This window comes from Flavobacterium sandaracinum (assembly GCF_004349135.1).
GTDB classification, from domain to species: domain Bacteria; phylum Bacteroidota; class Bacteroidia; order Flavobacteriales; family Flavobacteriaceae; genus Flavobacterium; species Flavobacterium sandaracinum.
The window spans coordinates 50,648-71,571 of the sequence record NZ_SMFN01000002.1 but is presented as its reverse complement, the minus strand read 5'-3'; the positions used below and the strand labels follow the sequence as shown (position 1 = coordinate 71,571).

The window sequence follows — 20,924 nt, the reverse complement described above, 5'->3', positions numbered from 1 at the left end:
TTTCTCCATAAAAAAACCACCAACTTACAGTTGATGGTTTTAAAATAGTTTATATTTTATTCCTCTATTTCCAGTAGTAGAGATGCTTCTAATTAGGCAATACTTTCGATATTTACTACTTCGTTTGTTTCCGCCTTATAATCTACACCTGCAACATCAAATCCAAATAAATTATAAAAATCTTTTCTGTATCCTTCTAAATCCCCTATTTCAGCTAAGTTTTCAGTTACGGCCTGGATCCACAATTTAGCTACTTTTTCCTGAACATCCGAACGCATTTCTAAGTCATCAATCCGAATTCTACCGCTATCATCAACAGGAACTTCATTTCCTGTGTACAATCTCTCTTGATACAAACGTTGAATTTGTTCAATACATCCTTCATGAATTCCTTCTTCTTTCATTATTTTGTAAAGCAATGAAATATACAATGGAATAACTGGAATAGCAGAACTAGCCTGCGTTACTAATGCTTTGTTAACGGATACATATGCTTTTCCATCTATACTGGCTAAACGATCAGTGATAGCAAAAGCCGTCGCTTCAAGATGGTCTTTTGCACGACCGATAGTCCCTTTTCTGTAAACTGCTTCGGTCAATGAGGGACCAATATAAGAATACGCAACCGTTGTTGCTCCAGGAGCCAATAAATTTTCAGCTTTTAAAGCATCAATCCACATCGACCAATCCTCGCCACCCATTACGGCAACTGTATTTTCAATATCGTCACCACTGCATGGTTCGATAGAAATCTCTGATACTTTTCCAGAGTGAAAATCAACGGTTTTATTTGTAAAGGTACTTCCAATAGGTTTCAAAACAGAACGGTGCAACACTCCTGTTGTAGGATGCATGCGAACTGGGGACGCTAAACTATAGATAATTAAATCTACCTGACCTAAATCCGCTTTTATAAGATCTATTGTTTGTTTTTTGATTTCATTAGAAAATGCATCTCCATTAATGCTTTTTGCATACAATCCAGCAGTATGTGCTTCGGTTTCGAAAGCGGCTGAATTATACCAACCAGGCGAAGCCGTTTTTCCTTCAGAAGGTGCTTTTTCAAAAAATACACCAATAGTTGCTGCGTCACATCCAAAAGCGCTTGTAATTCTGGAAGCCAAACCAAAACCAGTAGAAGCACCAATCACTAAGACTTTTTTTGCTCCATTAACAGCTCCTTTAGATTTTATGTATTCTATCTGATTTTTAACATTTTGCGCGCATCCTTCTGGGTGTGATGTCGTACAAATAAATCCTCTCATTCTTGGTTCAATAATCATAACTGTCTTTTATTTCCGTTTTATATTGTTCAGTTTGTTCCTCTTTTGATTTAAAAAACAAATTTCTTATTTAATAATTTTGTTAATATTTTCTCTTACCGTTTCGATATCCATTTTTTTGTTTTTGCATTCTAGGTTTTCCGCTTGATGAATTGTTAAAAATTCATTAAAATCTTTACAATCTTTTAAAACATTAAACTCTTTTTTAACGACATCAAATACAATCCCCTTTAATCGATTCATGGAAGATCCTATTACACCTCCAACAGCTCCACCGCTTCCATAAGCAAATCCCTTTGACCAGCTATTAGCAAGTTCCGCTTCTAAATAGAAAAACCTTCCAGCTTGCAACACTCTATGGTACGAGTTTGGATTATTTCCTTCTTCATTTTTATCTCCTTTTACCGCATACTTACGGAAATTTTTTTGTTGTATATAAAGATTTCCTTCTAGCGAAACAGCAAAAACTCCCGTCAGTTTCATTTGATCAGCTACCGTATAAAGAAACACATGATCTACAATAACATCTTTAGGTATTACTTTTTTTTCAAATCCAACAATCGCTCTGCGTTCAACTGGATTAAGTTTGGTCTTTTTTTTGTTTATAAAATCTTCTAAAGTAACATAAAATCCATCTGAATAATCACTGACAACATACATAGAAGTATTTCTATTATCTAAACCTACACCATCAGTTGTTGTCATAGTTTGCCCAAAAGAAGTATTAAAAAAAAATATACAGATTACGCTAAATATCCCAATTGATTTATTCATAGTTCTATTTTACTTTAAAATCACATTAGTAAATTAATTGAGTCCTTCTTTTTTTAGCGACAAATATAATTTAAAATATTAGTTCAACAAGGCTTTCGCATGATTTAAGGCTGATTCAGAAACAACAGTTCCAGACAACATTTGAGCAATTTCTACCACTCGATCTTGATCATTTAACAACTTTAACTCCGATTGCGTATCGTCACCAACAGTGGATTTAAATACTTTAAAATGGGCATTCCCCTTTGCGGCAATTTGAGGTAAATGTGTGATGGCAAAAATTTGCATCTCTTTACTCATATCTTTCATTATTTCTCCCATTCTGATAGCAATTTCACCGGATACACCCGTGTCAATTTCATCAAAAATCAGTGTTGGTAGTTTTGAATATTTTGCCAAGATTGCTTTAACAGCCAACATAATTCTCGACATTTCTCCTCCAGAAGCTACTTTTTTCAATAGACCGAAATCAGTTCCTTTATTAGCCGAAAACAAAAACTGAAGAATATCTTTACCATTTGGGAAATACGTTTCCACCGAATTAATTTCTATTTTGAAACGAACATTTGGCATTCCTAAAGTTTCTAAAATCACTATTAACTTTTGAGACAAAACTGGAATAGACTCTACTCTTTTATCATGAATGTCAGCTGACAAAGCATCTAAACTTGAAGTTTTTTGCTCTATTGAATCCGTCAATACTGCAATTTCTTCCTCTATGCTACCTAATTCTAAAACTAAATTTTCTAATTTACTTTGAATCTGCAATAGTTCTTCCACCGTACTAACCTGATGTTTCTTTTGCAAACTAAAAATAACTTGCAGCTTTTGACTAATTAAATCCAATTGCTCTGGATCATTTACCAATTTTTCTGAACTGCGACTAATCTCTTCTGAAATATCATCAAATTCAATCGTTACGCTTGCAATTCTGTCTAATAAAGATTGATAATCCGCAGAAAAAGGAGCAATTTTCTGTAAAGCCACTTTAATTTCTTTCAGATTATTCATCACACCTATTTGTTCGTCATTAGCAATAGCCAAAGCCTTATCAATAGATTCTTTTATAATTTCAACATTATTTAATTTCTCAAAATCAGCTTCTAGCGTTTCCTGTTCCCCTGATTTTAGATTAGCTGCTACTAATTCATCTAACAAAAACGCATTGTATTCCTGCTCTTTATTAGATTCACTTTGTTTTTTTAGCAGTGCGTTCAATTTAGATTTATCTGCTTTATAATTTTTTAAAAGTACTTGATACTCTAAAATAGTTTCCTTATTACCAGCAATGGCATCAATAATGTTAAACTGGACATTTTCATCTGAAAGTTCTTGTGTTTGCTGTTGCGAATGAATGTCTATTAAAAACAAACTCAATTCCTGAAGTTCCTGAAGATTCACCGGACTGTCATTAATAAAAGCCCTAGATTTCCCTGATGGGAGAATCTCACGTCTAATTATAGTTTCGGTTTCATAATCTAAATCATTAGCTTCAAAAAAAGGCAATAAATTATACTTTGAAATTTCAAAATGAGCTTCAATAATGCATTTTTCCTCTTTGTTTTTCAAGGAAGTTAAATCTGCTCTTTTTCCTAGAACAAGACCTAATGCACCTAAAATAATAGATTTACCAGCACCTGTTTCTCCGGTTATTGTTGAAAAACCCTTGGAAAAATCAATAGTCAATTTTTCTATTAAAGCATAGTTTTTTATCGAAAGTGACGTTATCATTATATTTATTTTAGGAATGAGAGACTAGAATTGAGCTAAAGAATGAAAAAACTACTGTTTAATTGACATCCATTTACTCGAGTTCAAAGGGGAAATTTTATTAAGATTATCGACTAAGTCAGATACAGTAATGCTTGGACCTCCTGAAAAAACAGAAACAATTTCATCTGATTTGGCATCAAAAAAAACACGCGTTAGAAAGGCGTTTGGTCTTAAAGCATTTAATCTTGATAAATTCATTACTGCCACTTTAATTTTTTCTTTAGCAATCTTAACCTCTTTAGTCATTACATCTAAACCGGTGTGATAATCAAAAACCGTTTGTCTAATTTGTTTAAAAGTTGGTGATAGCATATCATTTATTAAAAAAAAACGCGTTTGGTTGCCATCCGCTTGACTCCAACCTTTTGAGCCTCCTTGTTGTGCCACATTTGAAATGTTTTGAGCAATTTCAAAATTAGGGTTTCCAGATTCCAAAACAAAAGTATCTGCATCCATTGCTAAAATAACATAACTATAAAAAGCAAGAACCGAAACTAAATTAGAATCAAATGTAGTTGGACTAAATATTAGGTTTTCAAACTCCGTGTACCTAAAATTAAAATCTTTATCATTATAATTGAATACTGGAGAAGAATAGGAGGAATTAAAAATAGGTCTTGATGATTGCACTTGAATGGTAGCTGTAAATTGATCCGAACTATTTGAAGAGATAGTTATGTACATCGAACAATTAATTTTTTCATTTTGCTTCACCGCAACACCCGTCCAATCTGTTTTATTTACAAACTCGGTTATAGCAGTCTCTAAGCTTTTAAAAATTTGTTGATTAGTAGCGCCTAATCTTTGTGAATCAACCGTAACGGTACAATTCAACTGTTGCGCTTGAGCAATTCCAAGAATAAAAAGCAGCAAAAAAGTAAATATTTTATTCATTTGTAGATTTTTATTTTAGGATTTTGTCAAATTAACAACTACTATTAAAGATATAATTTTGGTAAACTATCGTTGAATTCCAAAATGCATTATTATTTTATGCAGAATATCTTCTGCCACTTCCTCTTTTGACTTTAATTCCATTGGCTCTACATGAAAAAATTTATCAATAAAAGTAACCTTATTGGTTGCCTTGCCAAAACCTGCACCCTCATCCTGTAGTGAATTCAAAACAATCAAATCTAAGTTTTTTTTCTGAATTTTTAACTTTGCATTTTCAATTTCATTTTCTGTTTCTAAAGCAAAACCAATCAGGTATTGATTTTTCTTTGATAAACCCAGTGAAGCTAATATATCCTTGGTTTTTTCGAGTTCGATTACAAAATTAGCAGCGGCTTTTTTAATTTTCTGTTGAGCGACATGCTTAGGCTTATAATCTGCTACTGCTGCCGCAGCTACAACTACATCAACATCTGCATAAAACTGATGACAAGCAAAATACATTTCTTCAGCAGAAACAACTGGGATCACCTGTATTAATGGATTAGAAACAGTGCAATTTGTAGGGCCAGAGATTAAAATCACAGAAGCACCTAAATTTGCAGCACTACTTGCAATATCGAAACCCATTTTACCAGAAGAATGATTTCCTATAAAACGCACAGGATCTATTGCTTCGTAAGTTGGTCCGGCAGTGATGAGTATTTTTTTGCCCTTAAGCGGTAGTTTACTATTTAAATCATCTGCTATAAAAGCAACAATGTGTTCTGGTTCAGCCATTCTGCCTTCTCCAGATAATCCACTTGCCAATTCACCACTTTCGGCAGGAATAATTATGTTTCCAAATTGTTCAAGAAAAGTAAAATTAGCTATTGTAGAAGGGTGTTTGTACATGTCTAAATCCATTGCAGGAGCAAAATACACAGGACATTTTGCTGATAAATACGCGGCAATCAAAAGATTATCACACGTTCCATTTGCCATTTTTGACACTGTATTAGCCGTCGCAGGTGCAATAATCATTAAATCAGCCCAAAGTGCTAATTCTACATGATTATTCCATTTTTCGTTTTCATCATCTTGATTATAAAAACTGGAATGTACAGGATTTTTAGATAACGTAGATAACGTCAGTGGAGTAATAAAATCCTTAGAAGCAGGTGTCATGATCACTTGGACATGCGCACCTGCTTTTATGAAAAGTCGTACTAAAGATGCTGTTTTATAGGCCGCAATTCCACCAGAAATTCCTAGTAAAATTTTCTTCCCGTTTAAAACTGACATCGTACAATTATTTATTTGAATCTCTGTGGTAAATTTTACCATCTAACCATTCTTGAACTGCTAAAGCATGTGGCTTTGGCAATTTTTCGTAAAATTTTGAAACCTCAATTTGTTCTTTATTTTCAAAAACTTCTTCAAGACTATCATTATATGTAGCAAATTCTTCTAACTTCTCTGTCAATTCTTTTTTAATTTCAGAATTGATTTGGTTTGCTCTTTTAGCCATAATGGTTATCGCTTCATACACATTACCAGTAGGTTCTTCAATAACATTTTTGTTGTATGTTATTGTATTTACTGGAGCATTCGTCTTTTTTAAATCCATGACTTTATTTATTTAGTAAATTTTTGTAAATCTTTATCTATTCGTGCTAACATTTCGGTAGCTACTTTTTTATACTTTGTTTCGGCTTTAAATTTCATCAAATTTAATTGAGCAGCTTTTGCAACAATTAATCGATCTTGCATTTTTGCAGGAACACTATTAATAGCCAATTGATAGGCTGAATCAAACTTGTAATACAAAGCATCTTCTTTAAATGGTGTTCCAGGATAATCTGCAACAAAATTGTCTAAGGCAACAATTGCCGATTTAAAATCTGATATTGTATTGTACCCCTTGGCGTTTTCATATACTTTTTTCTCGATTTTTTCACTGAGTACTTTTACAACATTGTTAGCCTCTGTTATATACTCGGAGTTTGGATACGTATCAATAAAAGATTGTAATTTATCTAATGCTTTATTGGTATCTGTTTGATCTAAACTGAATACTGGAGACAACATCGAATAGCTTTTTGCTCCTAAATACGCTGCTTCTTGTAATTTTTCACTTTTAGGATAACTTGAAACAAAACTTTCAAATTGATAACCTGATAATGTATATTGTTTTGTTTTAAAGTACGACTGTGAAAACATGTAAAATAATTTCTCCGCTTGAGGTTTTCCTCTATATGCTGGAGCTATTTGCTCAAAAATACGAATTGCTTTGGAATATTTTCCAGCCTCATATAATTTAGTCGCCATTTCAAATTTAACAGCAACATCTTCGGTTTTTAATGCTTTTTGATATTCGTTACAAGAACTGAACACAACAACAAGAAGCAATAGAGATAGTAGTTTTTTCATTTTTTTACTTTTTTTATGATTTCATGGTTGAAACACCACATGAAATCATACCGAAGTTTCGGTGGCAAATTTAGTTATTAATTTAGCGACTTCAAAATATATTTTTTGTTTAAAAGAAAACTCCTTTTTTAGGCTTGTTTGTTGACTTTTTTCACAAACTGATCAATTCTTTCGGCCAATTCATCCTCTACTGTTACTAATGGCAAACGCACGGTATTTTCTGATATTCCCTGTGATAGAAACACTTGTTTGATTCCAGCAGGATTTCCTTGCTCAAAAATCATATCAATACAATCCGCTAAAAGGTATTGCGTTTTGAAAGCTTCATCTACTTTACGGTTTAAACCTAAACGAATCATTTCAGAAAATTCTTTAGGAAAACCTTGACCAATAACTGAAATCACACCTGCTCCACCCGCTAAAACTATTGGTAAAGCAATCATATCATCACCTGAAATCACTAAAAAGTCTTTTGGCTTGTCTTTTAATAGTTGCATCGCTTGAACAAGATCACCTGCCGCTTCCTTTATAGCAACAACATTTTTGAATTCATTAGCCAAACGAACAACCGTTGATGGCAACATATTGCTCGCTGTTCTTCCTGGAACATTATATAAAATTACAGGAATTGGAGCCGCTTCCGCAACCGCTTTAAAATGTTGGTAAATCCCTTCTTGTGTAGGCTTATTATAATATGGCGAAACAGAAAGTATAGCTGCAAATGCTGATAAATCTCTTGTTTTCAATTCTTCAACAACTTTCGCAGTATTGTTACCTCCTACTCCCAACACTAAAGGCAGTACCCCATTATTAGCTTCAATTACAGTTTGAATAACTATTTCTTTTTCCTCTTGGGACAAAGTAGCATTTTCGGCTGTTGTTCCCAATACTACCAGATACTCAATTCCTCCGTCTATAGAAAAATTAACAATTCTTTTTAATGCTTCAGTATCAATTGAAAAATCTTGTTTAAATGGAGTTACAAGAGCAACACCTGTTCCTATTAATGATTGCATAACTTATATTATATTTTGTTTAATAATTTTAAATATTTAAATAATTCACTTACAAAAATAGTGTAAGCAGTTATTGTCGTTTTAATCATAAAATGATTTAATCTTTTGTCTACTGACGAGAACCCCACTTTAAATTGTGCTTTTGAATTGTGCGTAATTTGCATTAAAATAGCGCGCTCTTTTTCATAATAACTAATTAGAAGATCAAACTTTTCAGCACAAAAAGCAACAATCTCTACATCTAAAATTTGGCCGTTCCATTTAAGATCTCCAGCATTGACTATACTGTAAAGGTTCGTTTCGTTCTTCCTAAATTTATTGTGAAATACCATCACTTTTATATTTTCGCTTGCGATTCCATTTGCCGTTAGGGCTTCGATTAACAGATCCGTATGTTCAAAATCAGTTGCATCAATCAATACGCCAACGTTTTGTATTGTACCAACAGCGTTTATATTTTTTAAATTATTTAAGTGATTTTTAAGTGATTTTTTTGCAAAAAAATCCTTTATATAATTTAAAAACATATTACTTTTACTTAGTTACAAAATTAATTAATTAAGTCGCATTTAAAATGGTAAATCTAAAAAAGTATAATGACGTTTCTAAACTTTTTGTTATATCCTTAACATTTTTTTTAGTTGTCTCTTGCAGTAAACAAAATTACTACGTTACTAAAATTGAAGGAAAACGAATTCCTATTACAGAAAAAGAAAGTCAAGTTCTTGAAATTGAAAATTTCATAAAACCGTATCGGGAATACATCAACAAGGATTTAGATAGTGTATTAGCGTACTGCCCAGAAACATTAGATAAGAGCAGTGGAAAATGGCAAACTAAAATTGGTAATTTGATGGCCGATGTGACTTTGATGAGAGGGAATATTGTTTTTCAAGCCAGAGAAAAAAAGAATATTGATATTTGTTTGCTCAATAGCGGAGGGATTCGCTCTATTCTACCAAAAGGAAATGTAACAGCAAGAACCGCTTTTGAGATCATGCCTTTTGAAAACAGTTTGGTTGTTATTGCATTAAAAGGAGAGCAAATTCTTGAAATGGTCGACTTTTTTATTGCTGAAAAAAAACCACATCCTTTAGCCGGAGTAACATTTACAATTGATAAAAATAATGTTGCCAAAAATATTTCGGTTCAAGGGAAACCTGTTCAAAAAGAGATCATTTATTATGTAGGAACCAATGATTATTTATCTAATGGCGGAGATAATATGAATTTCTTCAAAAAAGGAGTTCAGAAATACGATTTAGAGTATAAACTACGTAATATTCTTATTGATTATTTCAAAGAAGTAGATACGATTCCCGTGATAAATGATGTCAGAATTACGGTAGAATAAATAATTGAATTGAGACAAACCAAATAGTGCAGAAAGACGTAAAACCCTAGCCCCGATTGAAGTGAAAATCCTTTTTATCCGACTTTTGGCGGATAAAAAGATTGCAACGAAAAGCGGGAAATAGCTTCAAAAAATTAGAAATGAAAAGAAGAGAATTTATAGAAAAAACAGCCGCTGGTTCGGCTTTACTGAGTTTAGGAGTATCATTGAGTAGTTTTGAATCTTCTAAAACTAGACAACTGACTGTTTTACATACAAATGACGTGCACAGTTATATTGATCCATTTCCAGCAGATCATCCCAGAAACGCTAATATGGGTGGCGTAGCACGAAGAGCCGCTTTAATTGAAACCATACGAAAAGAAAATCCAAACGTTTTACTATTAGATGCTGGCGATATTTTCCAAGGAACGCCTTATTTTAATTATTACGGAGGAGAATTAGAGTTCAAATTGATGAGTATGATGCAGTATGATGCGTCTACAATAGGAAATCACGATTTTGATAACGGTGTGGAAGGTTTGCACGCGCAAATGCCACACGCTAAATTTGAGTTCATTTCTGCCAATTACGATTTTAAAAATACTGTCATGGATGGCTTTGTAAAGCCGTATAAAATATTCAACAAAAACGGAATAAAAGTGGGAGTTTTTGGACTTGGAATTGAACTTGCTGGACTTGTTGATAAAGGAATGTATAAGGAAACAGTTTATAATGATCCTCTTGAAACGGCACAAGATATGGTTCGGATTTTAAAGAAAGAACAGCAATGCGATATTGTAATTTGTTTATCACATTTAGGATACAAATACAGAGACGAGCCTACTAAAATTTGTGATTTAAAATTAGCTGAATTGACTCAGGATATTGACTTAATTATTGGCGGACATACTCATACTTTTCTAGATAAACCCACGGTAGTAAAAAACGTTGCAGGAAAAGACGTCTTAGTAAATCAGGTGGGTTGCTACGGCATTAATTTAGGACGAATAGACTTTTATTTAGACAACAATAAAGCTAAAGCTTTTGATGGAAAATCGATTATAGTTTAACTATAATCGATTTTTTTTGGGTTTATTCCAAGAGTAATAAAGTACGCCATTACGCGATATTTTCATTCAAGTTAGCATTTAATCGTTCGGTATCAATCACAAATTTATAAAAAGCATAGTAACTGGTAGCAAACAAAATCATTCCTAGTGGCCTAAAATAAGTTGGAGGCAAATTAGATAAAAAACATTTTTCTATAAAAACAATAAAATAGAGTCCTGTAGATAAGAGTCCAAAAATAGACAACCAAGGCTTATTGTTATTTTCATTCATAAAATAATTAGACAAGATCACCCCTGCAAGAATTGAAACTAAAATATTTTGGACTACTAAAGGATAATAACTGATTTCCGAAATTTCATCTGAAATAGAGAGTAAATATGAAAAAATAAATATAAAAGGAATAACTGCTATCAGTATTGGTACAAAATCCTTGATATTATTCAACTTTATGCTATACAGTATTAATAGAAATCTGTGAATAGCAATACTAGCTAATCCTAACATCAAGAAAATCAAGGATTCTGAAAGTATAAAAATACTCGTGAGTAGTAAAAAAAATAATGTTATAAAAAAAAGCAAACTTCTCTCTATGGAGGTAATCCAATAAAGATACATAATCAAAATTATCACAAAAGGTCTGAAAGCAAACAAAATGACTTTGAACGAAAACAATTCAGCACTAACTTCAAGGATTACGAAAGAAAGCAACAACAAACTGATTCCGCTTTCCTTTAAAAAACCAAACTTACTAGTCTTTAGCTGCATCAGTTTTATTGATTAAATTGATAAAATCATCTTCGGAAATTACAGAAATCTTAAGTTTACTTGCTTTATCTAATTTAGCAGGCCCCATATTATCCCCCGCTATAACGTAATTCGTTTTAGCAGAAATAGAACTCCCTACTTTTCCGCCGTTATCTTCGATAGCTTTTTTCAAGTCATCTCTTGAGAATTTGGTAAAAACACCGGAAACTACAAATATTTTACCAGCAAGAATATCTGTTGCATTGAGATTAATTTTTTCATTAATTTCAAACTGTATTCCATACTCTTTTAGTCTGTCTATGATAATTCTATTTTCTTGATTTTGAAAAAAATCAATTACACTTTGCGCAATTCGGTCTCCAATTTCATCTACTAAAACCAAATCTACTAAAGTTGCATTTCGTAATGTATCGATATTTTTATAATGCTTGGCTAATTTTTTAGCGACCGTCTCCCCTACAAAGCGTATTCCTAGTGCAAATAAAACACTTTCAAAAGGAATGCTTTTAGATTTAGCAACTCCTTTTACCAGATTTTCAGCAGATTTTTGAGCCATTCTCTCTAAAGGAAGAATCTGCTCCACAGTTAGTTCATACAAATCAGCATAATTACGGACCAATCCATTATTGAAAAGTAAAGCGACTGTTTCCCCGCCCAAACCTTCAATATCCATTGCTTTCCTTGAAATATAATGTTGAATTCTGCCTATAATTTGCGGCGGACAACCATAAAAATTAGGGCAATAATGGTTTGCTTCTCCTTCACCACGAACTAATTCTGTTTGACATTCCGGGCAATGTGCAATGTACTTTGTAGGTTCTGAATTTAAGGGACGTTTACTCCAATCAACAGCAATGATTTTTGGAATTATCTCTCCGCCTTTTTCAACAAAAACAGTATCTCCAATACGAATATCAAGTTTCTCAATTTGATCCGCATTATGCAAAGAAGCACGTTTTACAATAGTTCCTGCCAATTGCACCGGTTCTAAATTAGCCACTGGTGTAATTGCTCCAGTTCTTCCCACTTGGTAGGAAATGGAATTTAATTTAGTTGCAACTTGTTCAGATTTGAATTTATAGGCGATTGCCCATCGAGGTGATTTTGCAGTAAACCCTAATTCATCTTGATAATGAAACGAATTTACTTTTACTACCACGCCATCCGTTTCATAAGGAAGGTTATGTCTATGAATGTCCCAATAATCGATAAATTCAAAAACTTCTTCTAAACTGCGCGCTAATTTGGCTTCCTTAGGTGCTTTAAACCCCCAATTTCTGGCCGTTTCTAATCCTTCAATTTGAGACTGGAATGGAAGATCGTTTCCTATTAAAAAATACAATAAACAATCTAGCGGACGCTTGGCTACTTCGGCACTATCCTGCAATTTCAAACTACCCGATGCGGTATTTCTAGGGTTTGAATACGGTAATTCACCAATTTCTATTAAATCCTGATTCATTTTTTCGAAACCAGCAAAAGGTAAAATAATCTCACCACGGACATCAAATGTAGCAGGAAAATTCCCTTTTATTTGTAATGGAATGGATTTTATCGTTTTAATATTATTAGTCACATCGTCACCCTGAAAACCATCGCCACGAGTAACAGCACGTTTTAACTTTCCGTTTTCATAGGTAATGCTAATAGATGCCCCATCATATTTAAGTTCACAAGTATATTCTAATGAAACCTCGCCTAAAACTTTTTGAATTCGTTTTTCCCAATCGATAAGTTCCTCTTTAGAATAGGAATTATCAAGCGAATACATTCGGTGTAGATGCGGAACGGTTTCGAAATTTTTTGTAATGGCACCACCTACTCGTTGCGTAGGAGAATTTTCATCAAAAAATTCCGGATGCTCATTTTCAAGGTCTTGAAGCTGTTTTAATTTGGAATCAAAATCGTAGTCGGAAATTATTGGCGTATCCAGCACATAATAATTATAATTGTGCTGATCTAATTCGGCTCTCAAAGTTTGAATCGTATTTTGAATATCCATATAAAATAAAATTGGCTATTTTAGTTTTTGTAAAAGCGTACTAAAATAACCAATTTAAAAGAGAAAACAACAAAATTACGACTCAATAATCGAATTAATTTGTTTGTATAAGAGACCATCGCTCAAAAAAGCACCTTGTTGTATTAAAGCAAAAATAGAGGTATTGCGGTCTTCGGTGAATTCTTTTTTACCAATTTTCATTTCTATAGTATCGGTAAACATATTATCGCTAAGCCATTGCAAACCCTCGCGTGTCAAAAAATCAGTTTCTGGAACTACTGATTTTAAAACAATGGAATGAACATAGGTATCAAAGCACTGAAAAAGGAAAATATGATTTTTAGAAAAATGTTCTAAAAAAACTGCCTTAGTAAGAACGCCTTCCCAAACCAAATCAGAGAAAACATCTAGTTCTTGTTCAGCAACTTCTGGTCTTTCTGCTTTAATTTTATCCCACTCTGCTTTGTCAATAGTTTGAGTTGCTAAAAAAGTACTGAATTCCTGATTCAATTCCTCAAATTGTTCTTTTGTTAATCGAGAGTATTTCATTTGTGATGAATTTATTTCTGCACCTTAAAAATTTAAGATGCTCTTTATTTATAACTTTAAAGAATCTGAAACGAGTTCAGATTAAACAAAAAAAATCCCGACTTCCATCGGGATTTAAATATATAAATTTAAAAAATTTATGCTTTTTCTGCAACAATTTCATAATCCAATTCAACGATAACATCTCTGTGCAGACGAACACTAGCAGTATATTTACCAGTACGTTTAACGATTCCGCTTGTGATGAATTTTCTTTCGATTTGTTGACCACCTTTAGCTAAAGATTCAGCGATATCAATATTCGTGATTGAACCGAATAATTTTTCACCACCTGCTTTTGCAAAGATTTTAATTTCAATAGCTTTCAAAGCTTCTGCCAATGCTTTAGCATCTGCTACTACTTTAGCTTCTTTGTGCGCTCTTTGTTTTAGGTTTTCAGCTAATACTTTCTTTGCAGAAGAAGTAGCTAAATGTGCTTGACCTGTTGGGATCAAAAAATTACGACCAAAACCGTTTTTTACTGTAACGATATCGTCTTTAAATCCTAAATTTTGAACGTCTTGTCTTAAAATAAGTTCCATGTTGTTGTCCTTTGTTATAGAAGTTAGGTTTCATGTTTCAGAAAACCAACAACTGAGTTAAATTATTATTTTAGTAAATCCGCTACATAAGGCATCAAAGCTAAGTGACGCGCTCTTTTCACAGCAACTGATACTTTTCTTTGGTACTTTAACGAAGTTCCTGTTAAACGACGAGGAAGAATTTTACCTTGTTCGTTTACGAATTTTAATAAGAAATCAGCATCTTTATAATCAATATATTTGATACCTGATTTTTTGAAACGACAATACTTTTTTTGTTTGTTTGTTTCTATGTTCAAAGGCGTTAGATATCTGATATCTCCGTCTTTTTTTCCTGAAGCCGATTGTTGTAGTGTAGCCATGATTACGCTTTTGTTGCTTTTAATTTAGTTCTTCTTCTTTCAGCCCAAGAAATAGCGTGTTTGTCAAGACTTACAGTCAAGAAACGCATTACTCTTTCGTCACGTCTAAATTCAGTTTCAAAAGCAATAAGAACTTCTCCAGCTACTTTGAATTCGAATAAATGGTAAAAACCAGATTTTTTGTTTTGAATTTCGTAAGCCATTTTTTTAAGGCCCCAGTCTTCTTTCGACACCATTTCTGCTCCTCTACTAGTAAGAAAATCTTCAAATTTGCTTACTGTTTCCTTTACCTGAACTTCAGATAAAACGGGATTTAAAATGAAAACAGTTTCATAATGATTCATAAATATATATTTATTTGTTATTTTGGGTGCAAAAGTAAGCAATAAATCTTAGCAAACAAGTGTTATTCCATTTTATTCGACGTATGACAAAAAAAAACCGTTCAATTATTTTTTTTTAATAAAAAAGTAGTATGTTTACGTAGCCAAATCTTTAAATACATTACTATGAAACTAAACTGTGTCGTGGTGGATGATAGTTCTATCCAGAGAATGATTATCGCTAAATTAGTTAATAATCATCAAAATTTACATCTAATAGGCGATTTTTCTAATGCAATCGAAGCAAAAAGTTGTATGTCTATTCACAATGTGGATCTCATTTTTCTTGATATAGAGATGCCAGTGATTAGTGGTTTTGATTTCCTTGATGGCTTAAAAATTAAACCCCAAATTATTTTCATTACTTCTAAGGCTGAATATGCAATGAAAGCTTTTGATTACGATGCAACGGATTATCTGCAAAAACCAATTGCGATTGATCGATTTAATGCGTCTGTAAAAAGAGCTATTGATTTCCATTTATTAAAAAAGGACAATAAAGAAGAAGAAGGCGAACATATTTTCATTAAAAGCAATTTGAAAAAACTCAAAATTTTCACTTCGAAAATAAAATGGATTGAGGCCTTTGGTGATTATGTAAGAGTGGTGACGGAGGAAGATAGTAATTTAGTACTTTCTACAATGAAATCTTTTGAGAATGATTTATCTAAAGAAAAATTTGTTAGAGTACATAAATCATATATTATCAACATTGACAAAGTAGAGCGATTCAATAGTAAATATGCTGAAATTGGAATGACAAAAATTCCTTTGAGCCGACACAAAAAAGAAGATTTAGTGCGAGCACTTTCCTTCTCCTAAACTCACGCATCAATAGAAATCTACATTTAACGAAACTTTTATAGCTCGAAATTGAGCAACAGCTTCAAAACTATTCAGTATTTTTTGAATGGTTTTCTTTGTGTTTCCAATAGACACATTGTGCGGTATTTTAATAATAATTGCACGAATGTATTCATTTCTAATTCGGCTAATAGCAGGCTCCTCTGGCCCTAAAACCGGCATATTCAGGTTTTGACTCATCACTTGGTACAACCACATCGATCCTTCCTTCAATTTATCAAAATCACGCTGTTTCAACGTAAGTTTTATAATTCTGAAATAAGGAGGGTATTTGTAAATTTGTCGGTCATACAACTGTTCCTTATACATTCCTAGATAATTATTAGTAGTGACTTGTTGAATCGTATTGTGATTGGGATTATAGGTTTGTATGATTACTTTTCCTTGCTTTTCAGAACGTCCCGCTCTTCCGGCCACCTGAGTCATCATTTGAAAACTTCTTTCGAAAGCCCTAAAATCAGGATGATACAACATATTATCAGCATTCATAATCCCCACTAAACTCACGTTATCGAAATCCAATCCTTTAGCAAGCATTTGAGTTCCAACTAGGATATCCATTTCTCGGTTTTTAAAACCATCAATAATTTTTTCGAAACCAAATTTACCTCGGGTCGTATCTTGGTCCATTCGTCCTATTTTTGAATTTGGAAAAATCGAAAGTAGTTCTTGTTCAATTTGTTCGGTTCCAAAGCCTTTTGTAGTCAAATCAATACTAGAGCAGGCATGACAATGAGTTGGTTTTGCCATGGTATAACCACAATAATGACATCGCAATTGGTTTTTATGTTTGTGATAGGTCAAGCTCACATCACATTGTTGGCATTGGGGTACGTGACCACAAGTAATACACTCTACTACAGGAGAATATCCTCGTCTGTTTTGAAATAAAATTACTTGTTCCCCTAAAGACAATGCACTAGTTATTTCTGCAATCAAAACATCGCTGAAATGTCCTGTCATTTTCTTGCGAAAGTATTTATCTTTCAAATCCACCAATTCGATATTTGGCATCATTACATTTCCATAACGTTTTGAAATCTCGACCAAACCAAATTTGTCGGATGTAGCGTTATAATAGGTTTCAATACTAGGAGTTGCAGAGCCTAAGAGTACTTTAGCCTTGTGGGAATGAGCTAGAACAATTGCTGCGTCTCGTGCATGATAACGTGGAGCGGGATCAACTTGTTTAAATGTTTGTTCGTGCTCCTCATCAACTATTATAAATCCCAAATCATGAAATGGCAAAAATAAAGCGGACCTCGCGCCTATTATCACTTGTGCTTTCTGGGAGTTTTGCAATACTTGATTCCAAACTTCGATGCGCTCATTATTATTATATTTCGAATGAAAGACTGCCACTTTATTACCAAAATAAGCTCTTAATCGGCCTACTAACTGTGTGGTTAAAGCAATTTCAGGAAGTAAATACAAAATTTGTTTTCCAGCTTCCAGATATTCTTCAATCAGTTTGATGTAAATTTCTGTTTTTCCGCTAGACGTTACACCATGAAGCAAACAGACCTCTTTTTGAACAAAACTAACTTTAATTGCCTCGAAAGCTTCCTGCTGTGCAGCACTCAATTCTAACTCTTCTTCTTTTATTTTTCCATTAAATAGCACCCTGTCTTCCTGCAAAAAATAATCTTGTAAAATTTCTTTTTCGATTAAGGCTTTTACAATTGCCGACGAAGAATTAGCTTCTTCAACGAGTTTTTTTACAGTAATTGGTTTCTTTTCCATAGCGCTCAACTGGAAATAACGCATTACGATTTCCTTTTGTTTGTGAGCACTTTTCAAAATTTCCAATAATTCGGTTAATCCTTGATTGCTGTCGTATTTAGGATGCAAACGCACATAGCGCACTAACTTCGGTTTATAACTTTCTTGAATTTCTTCTTGAAGCACTAAGATGTTTTTATCAATTAACTTTTGGATAACAGGAAAAATATTTTTCTTGTTTAAGATTGCAATAATATCCTGAACTTTTAAACTATTTTGTTGTTGCAAAGCTTCATAAACCAGAAACTCATCATCTGTGAGAAGGATAGTATCGATAATCGCATTGGTTTTTTGAGAAATCAGGGTTTCGCTTTCCAGCAAAAGTGCACTAGGCATAGCGCCTCGATACACATCCCCTATCGCACACATGTAATAGGAAGCTATCCATTGCCAATGTGCAATTTGGATTTCAGTTACAATAGGCTGTTCATCGAGAATTTGGTGAATCTCCTTAGCTTCATATAATGCGGGCTTGTTTTGATGAATTTCTATGACTAAAGCCGTATAAATTTTACTTTTTCCAAAAGGCACTGCCACCCGCATTCCTTTTTTTATGTAATTAGACTCTGCCTCAGAAATACTGTAGGTAAAGGTTTTGGCTAGGGAAAGTGGTAAAATTACTTCTACGAAATGCATTGATTTTCGGTTATCGGTTGTCTGTTGTTAGGTAACGGTTATCCGTTGTACGCTATCCATTATCAATTTTGAACAGCGTACAAAAGAATCAAGGACCTTAAAAAAATTATTTTACTCTATTCCAGGTTTGTGTTCTTCCAAACAAAGCTACACCAATATACCCTCGAACATTGAGTTTATCATTACCATCCAAAGCTAAAAAGCATTTGTATTGTTTCCCCGTAGTTGGGTCAAGAATTTTTCCTGAGTTGTATTCCTTACCCTCTTTTTTTAGTCCTTTGATGATCACAAGTCCCATAACAGGTTTGTTTTTTTCCTCACCAGAACATGCTGTACACAAACTTTTTTTCTTTTCAACATCGATGATATCGACTATTTTCCCATAGATTTTACCAGAGCGTTCGTAGATTTCGACTATAGATTTCGCTTTACCCGTTTCGTCATCAATAGTTTTCCATTTTCCGAGTACGCTTTGGTTTTGACCATAAAAACCCATTGAAATAAATAAGGCAAGCATTGTAATTGTATTTTTCATTTTTCCATTTTTTAGCCCTGATAGTAGCGAAAATCCTTTTTTCTCGTTTCTTTAACGAGGAAAAAGATTGCAACGAATAGCAGGAAATAGCTCCTAAAAGTAAAACTATTTTGATTTAATTAATTATTCATTTTTTGCTTTTAACTTGTTTACTGAGGCATTCAATTCAAAACCTAACAGTAATATCATGCAATTGATCCAAATATAAAACATCAAGACCAATAATGTTCCTATTGAGCCGTATAATTCATTGTATTGTGAAAATTTTATGACCCAAATTCCAAAAAAATACGAATCCAAAACAATCAAAATAGTAGTAAATACAGATCCTATTGAAATGAAAGCTCGGTTTTTGTCATGTTTAGTACCAAATTTAAAAAGCACAGAAGTCGTGATTAAAATCATCAAAATAACGAATGCGTATCGCCCTAGAACAACGAGTTGAACTTGATCACTAAATACTGTTTTTTGTATAATAACTTCAAAAACAACAATGATCGAAACGGTTACGATTAATAGTAGCGACAATAATAATGACATCCCTAATGCTACCACATACTGTCGTATAAAACCTCTTTTTATAAGTACATGTCTAGAGGTTTCAAATCCTCCTAAGATTCCATTTAATCCATTGGCCATTAAAAATATAGACAATATAAATCCAGAAGACAATAAACCTGAATCACTATTATTAAGAATATCAGTGATAATTTTATAAATGGCATCATATGTATTAGGAGGCACTCCATCCTTAACAAAAATCAAAAAATCTTCTTGAAAACCAACAATAGGAATAAATGGGATTAAGTTTAAGATAAAAAGAGCAAAGGGAAACAATGCCATAAAGAAACTAAATGCAATGGCGCTCGCATGATAGGTCAAAGCGCTTTCTACGATTCCTAGACCATACAATTCCAACAAATCATACAGAGATAGCCCTTTTAACCACGGAAGCTTTATCTTTTTTAGACCATGGACAAGATTACGTACAACTGGGATTCTTTGCAGTTTTGCTTCAATTTCTCTACTCATATTGCTTTTAAGCTCAAATCCATGTTATAAACAGAATGTGTTAAGGCACCAGAGGAAATAAAATCTACTCCGCAATCCGCATAGCTGCGAATCGTATTTTCGTTGATATTTCCAGAAGATTCCGTTAGGGATTTATTACCGATCAAAGTTACCGCTTTTTTAGTATCTTCAAAATTGAAATTGTCTATCAAAATTCTGTAAATACCTTCGCTTTTCAAAATTTCTTTGATTTCGTCTAAATTTCTGGCTTCAACAATGATTTTAAGGTCCAGGTTATTTTCTTTTAAATATGCTTTTGTTTTGGCTATGGCCAAAGTGATACCGCCGGCAAAATCATTATGATTGTCCTTGAGCATTATCATATCGTACAATGCAAACCGATGATTTTCACCTCCGCCAATTTTTACTGCCCATTTCTCACAAGCTCTAAAACCCGGAGTAGTCTTACGTGTGTCTAGAATTTTAGTAGTTGTGCCTTCTAATAAACGAACGTATTCTTTGGTTTTAGTAGCAATTGCTGACATTCTTTGCATTGAATTCAAAACTACCCGTTCTGATTTTAGAATCGATTGTGAACTTCCAGAAACATGAAAAACAATATCGCCTTTTTGTACCGGAGTTCCATCCTGAATAAAAGTTTCAATTTGCAATGTAGGATCTACATATTCAAAAACCATTTTAGCAAAAGCTACGCCAGCAATAATACCGTCTTCCTTTACCAATAATTTTGCTTTGCCAGTTGCAGAAGTCGGAATACAAGCCAATGAACTGTAATCGCCAGGACCAACATCCTCCCGAATGGCGTTTTGTATGAGTATGTCTAACTCGTTTTTAAACTGTATGTCGCTAATCATTTTATAGGAAATTTATCGAA

Annotated in this window: 22 protein-coding genes; 3 read left to right on the top strand and 19 right to left on the bottom strand. The window is 33.2% G+C overall.

What is annotated here, in order from left to right; all coding sequences use genetic code 11:
• Positions 1 to 92: 92 nt before the first annotated feature.
• The 9 genes from fabV to E0F91_RS02155 form a co-directional block, all read right to left on the bottom strand.
• Positions 93 to 1,283 carry an enoyl-ACP reductase FabV gene (fabV, locus tag E0F91_RS02195; RefSeq protein WP_132064733.1) on the bottom strand — a complete coding sequence of 397 codons (1,191 nt, stop codon included), beginning with the start codon at positions 1,281 to 1,283 and terminating at the stop codon, positions 93 to 95.
• Between the two features lie 66 nt (positions 1,284 to 1,349).
• Positions 1,350 to 2,057 (bottom strand): hypothetical protein, encoded by a 708-nt coding sequence (locus tag E0F91_RS02190; RefSeq protein ID WP_132064732.1) that lies wholly within the window; start codon positions 2,055 to 2,057, stop codon positions 1,350 to 1,352.
• A 78-nt stretch (positions 2,058 to 2,135) separates the two neighbouring features.
• Entirely contained in the window at positions 2,136 to 3,788 is a 1,653-nt protein-coding gene (gene recN, locus E0F91_RS02185; protein WP_132064731.1) for a DNA repair protein RecN, read from the bottom strand.
• Between the two features lie 51 nt (positions 3,789 to 3,839).
• Entirely contained in the window at positions 3,840 to 4,724 is an 885-nt protein-coding gene (gene porD / locus E0F91_RS02180) for a type IX secretion system protein PorD (RefSeq protein ID WP_132064730.1), read from the bottom strand.
• A gap of 66 nt (positions 4,725 to 4,790) precedes the next feature.
• On the bottom strand, positions 4,791 to 6,008 hold the full coding sequence (gene coaBC / locus E0F91_RS02175) for a bifunctional phosphopantothenoylcysteine decarboxylase/phosphopantothenate--cysteine ligase CoaBC (RefSeq protein WP_132064729.1): 1,218 nt from the start codon (positions 6,006 to 6,008) through the stop codon (positions 4,791 to 4,793).
• Positions 6,009 to 6,015: 7 nt separating this feature from the next.
• Entirely contained in the window at positions 6,016 to 6,333 is a 318-nt protein-coding gene (locus E0F91_RS02170; protein ID WP_035671643.1) for a DNA-directed RNA polymerase subunit omega, read from the bottom strand.
• A gap of 8 nt (positions 6,334 to 6,341) precedes the next feature.
• Entirely contained in the window at positions 6,342 to 7,136 is a 795-nt protein-coding gene (locus E0F91_RS02165) for an outer membrane protein assembly factor BamD (protein ID WP_132064728.1), read from the bottom strand.
• Between the two features lie 128 nt (positions 7,137 to 7,264).
• Positions 7,265 to 8,152 carry a 4-hydroxy-tetrahydrodipicolinate synthase gene (gene dapA, locus E0F91_RS02160; protein ID WP_132064727.1) on the bottom strand — a complete coding sequence of 296 codons (888 nt, stop codon included), beginning with the start codon at positions 8,150 to 8,152 and terminating at the stop codon, positions 7,265 to 7,267.
• Positions 8,153 to 8,160: 8 nt separating this feature from the next.
• The gene (locus E0F91_RS02155) at positions 8,161 to 8,679 is read right to left on the bottom strand and encodes a DUF6913 domain-containing protein (protein ID WP_132064726.1); all 519 of its coding nucleotides are present in this window, start codon (positions 8,677 to 8,679) and stop codon (positions 8,161 to 8,163) included.
• Between the two features lie 47 nt (positions 8,680 to 8,726).
• Here E0F91_RS02155 and E0F91_RS02150 point away from each other — a divergent pair, with 47 nt between their 5' ends.
• Positions 8,727 to 9,506: a 5'-nucleotidase C-terminal domain-containing protein gene (locus E0F91_RS02150; protein ID WP_132064725.1), complete on the top strand. Its 780-nt coding sequence runs from the start codon at positions 8,727 to 8,729 to the stop codon at positions 9,504 to 9,506.
• A 140-nt stretch (positions 9,507 to 9,646) separates the two neighbouring features.
• Positions 9,647 to 10,558 (top strand): bifunctional metallophosphatase/5'-nucleotidase, encoded by a 912-nt coding sequence (locus tag E0F91_RS02145; RefSeq protein WP_132064724.1) that lies wholly within the window; start codon positions 9,647 to 9,649, stop codon positions 10,556 to 10,558.
• Positions 10,559 to 10,607: 49 nt separating this feature from the next.
• Here E0F91_RS02145 and E0F91_RS02140 read toward each other — a convergent pair whose 3' ends face one another.
• From E0F91_RS02140 to rpsF, 6 genes are all read right to left on the bottom strand, one after another.
• Positions 10,608 to 11,324 (bottom strand): hypothetical protein, encoded by a 717-nt coding sequence (locus E0F91_RS02140; protein ID WP_132064723.1) that lies wholly within the window; start codon positions 11,322 to 11,324, stop codon positions 10,608 to 10,610.
• Positions 11,308 to 13,326 (bottom strand): NAD-dependent DNA ligase LigA, encoded by a 2,019-nt coding sequence (gene ligA / locus E0F91_RS02135; RefSeq protein ID WP_132064722.1) that lies wholly within the window; start codon positions 13,324 to 13,326, stop codon positions 11,308 to 11,310. Before ligA ends, E0F91_RS02140 begins: the two co-directional genes overlap by 17 nt.
• 75 nt (positions 13,327 to 13,401) lie before the next feature.
• Positions 13,402 to 13,875 carry a DUF6495 family protein gene (locus E0F91_RS02130; protein ID WP_073353012.1) on the bottom strand — a complete coding sequence of 158 codons (474 nt, stop codon included), beginning with the start codon at positions 13,873 to 13,875 and terminating at the stop codon, positions 13,402 to 13,404.
• Positions 13,876 to 14,012: 137 nt separating this feature from the next.
• A complete protein-coding gene (gene rplI / locus E0F91_RS02125; RefSeq protein ID WP_066077027.1) occupies positions 14,013 to 14,456 on the bottom strand; it encodes a 50S ribosomal protein L9 in 444 nt (147 codons plus the stop codon).
• Positions 14,457 to 14,521: 65 nt separating this feature from the next.
• Complete coding sequence (gene rpsR / locus E0F91_RS02120; RefSeq protein WP_066077030.1) at positions 14,522 to 14,818, bottom strand: 30S ribosomal protein S18; 297 nt, start codon at positions 14,816 to 14,818, stop codon at positions 14,522 to 14,524.
• 2 nt (positions 14,819 to 14,820) lie between these two features.
• Positions 14,821 to 15,162, bottom strand: a complete 342-nt coding sequence (rpsF, locus tag E0F91_RS02115) for a 30S ribosomal protein S6 (RefSeq protein WP_066077033.1) — start codon at positions 15,160 to 15,162, stop codon at positions 14,821 to 14,823.
• 165 nt (positions 15,163 to 15,327) lie between these two features.
• On the opposite strand from rpsF, the gene E0F91_RS02110 reads away from it, so the two are divergent.
• Complete coding sequence (locus E0F91_RS02110; protein ID WP_066077037.1) at positions 15,328 to 16,023, top strand: LytR/AlgR family response regulator transcription factor; 696 nt, start codon at positions 15,328 to 15,330, stop codon at positions 16,021 to 16,023.
• Between the two features lie 9 nt (positions 16,024 to 16,032).
• On the opposite strand, the gene priA is transcribed toward E0F91_RS02110, so the two are convergent.
• The 4 genes from priA to nadC all read right to left on the bottom strand — a co-directional run bounded on the left by priA (position 16,033) and on the right by nadC (position 20,904).
• Positions 16,033 to 18,483: a replication restart helicase PriA gene (priA, locus tag E0F91_RS02105; protein ID WP_132064721.1), complete on the bottom strand. Its 2,451-nt coding sequence runs from the start codon at positions 18,481 to 18,483 to the stop codon at positions 16,033 to 16,035.
• Between the two features lie 106 nt (positions 18,484 to 18,589).
• Positions 18,590 to 19,018 carry a DUF2147 domain-containing protein gene (locus E0F91_RS02100; RefSeq protein ID WP_132064720.1) on the bottom strand — a complete coding sequence of 143 codons (429 nt, stop codon included), beginning with the start codon at positions 19,016 to 19,018 and terminating at the stop codon, positions 18,590 to 18,592.
• Between the two features lie 123 nt (positions 19,019 to 19,141).
• Positions 19,142 to 20,050 (bottom strand): YihY/virulence factor BrkB family protein, encoded by a 909-nt coding sequence (locus tag E0F91_RS02095; RefSeq protein ID WP_132064719.1) that lies wholly within the window; start codon positions 20,048 to 20,050, stop codon positions 19,142 to 19,144.
• On the bottom strand, positions 20,047 to 20,904 hold the full coding sequence (nadC, locus tag E0F91_RS02090; RefSeq protein ID WP_132064718.1) for a carboxylating nicotinate-nucleotide diphosphorylase: 858 nt from the start codon (positions 20,902 to 20,904) through the stop codon (positions 20,047 to 20,049). The genes E0F91_RS02095 and nadC overlap by 4 nt, the downstream gene beginning before the upstream one ends.
• Between the last annotated feature and the right edge of the window lie 20 nt (positions 20,905 to 20,924).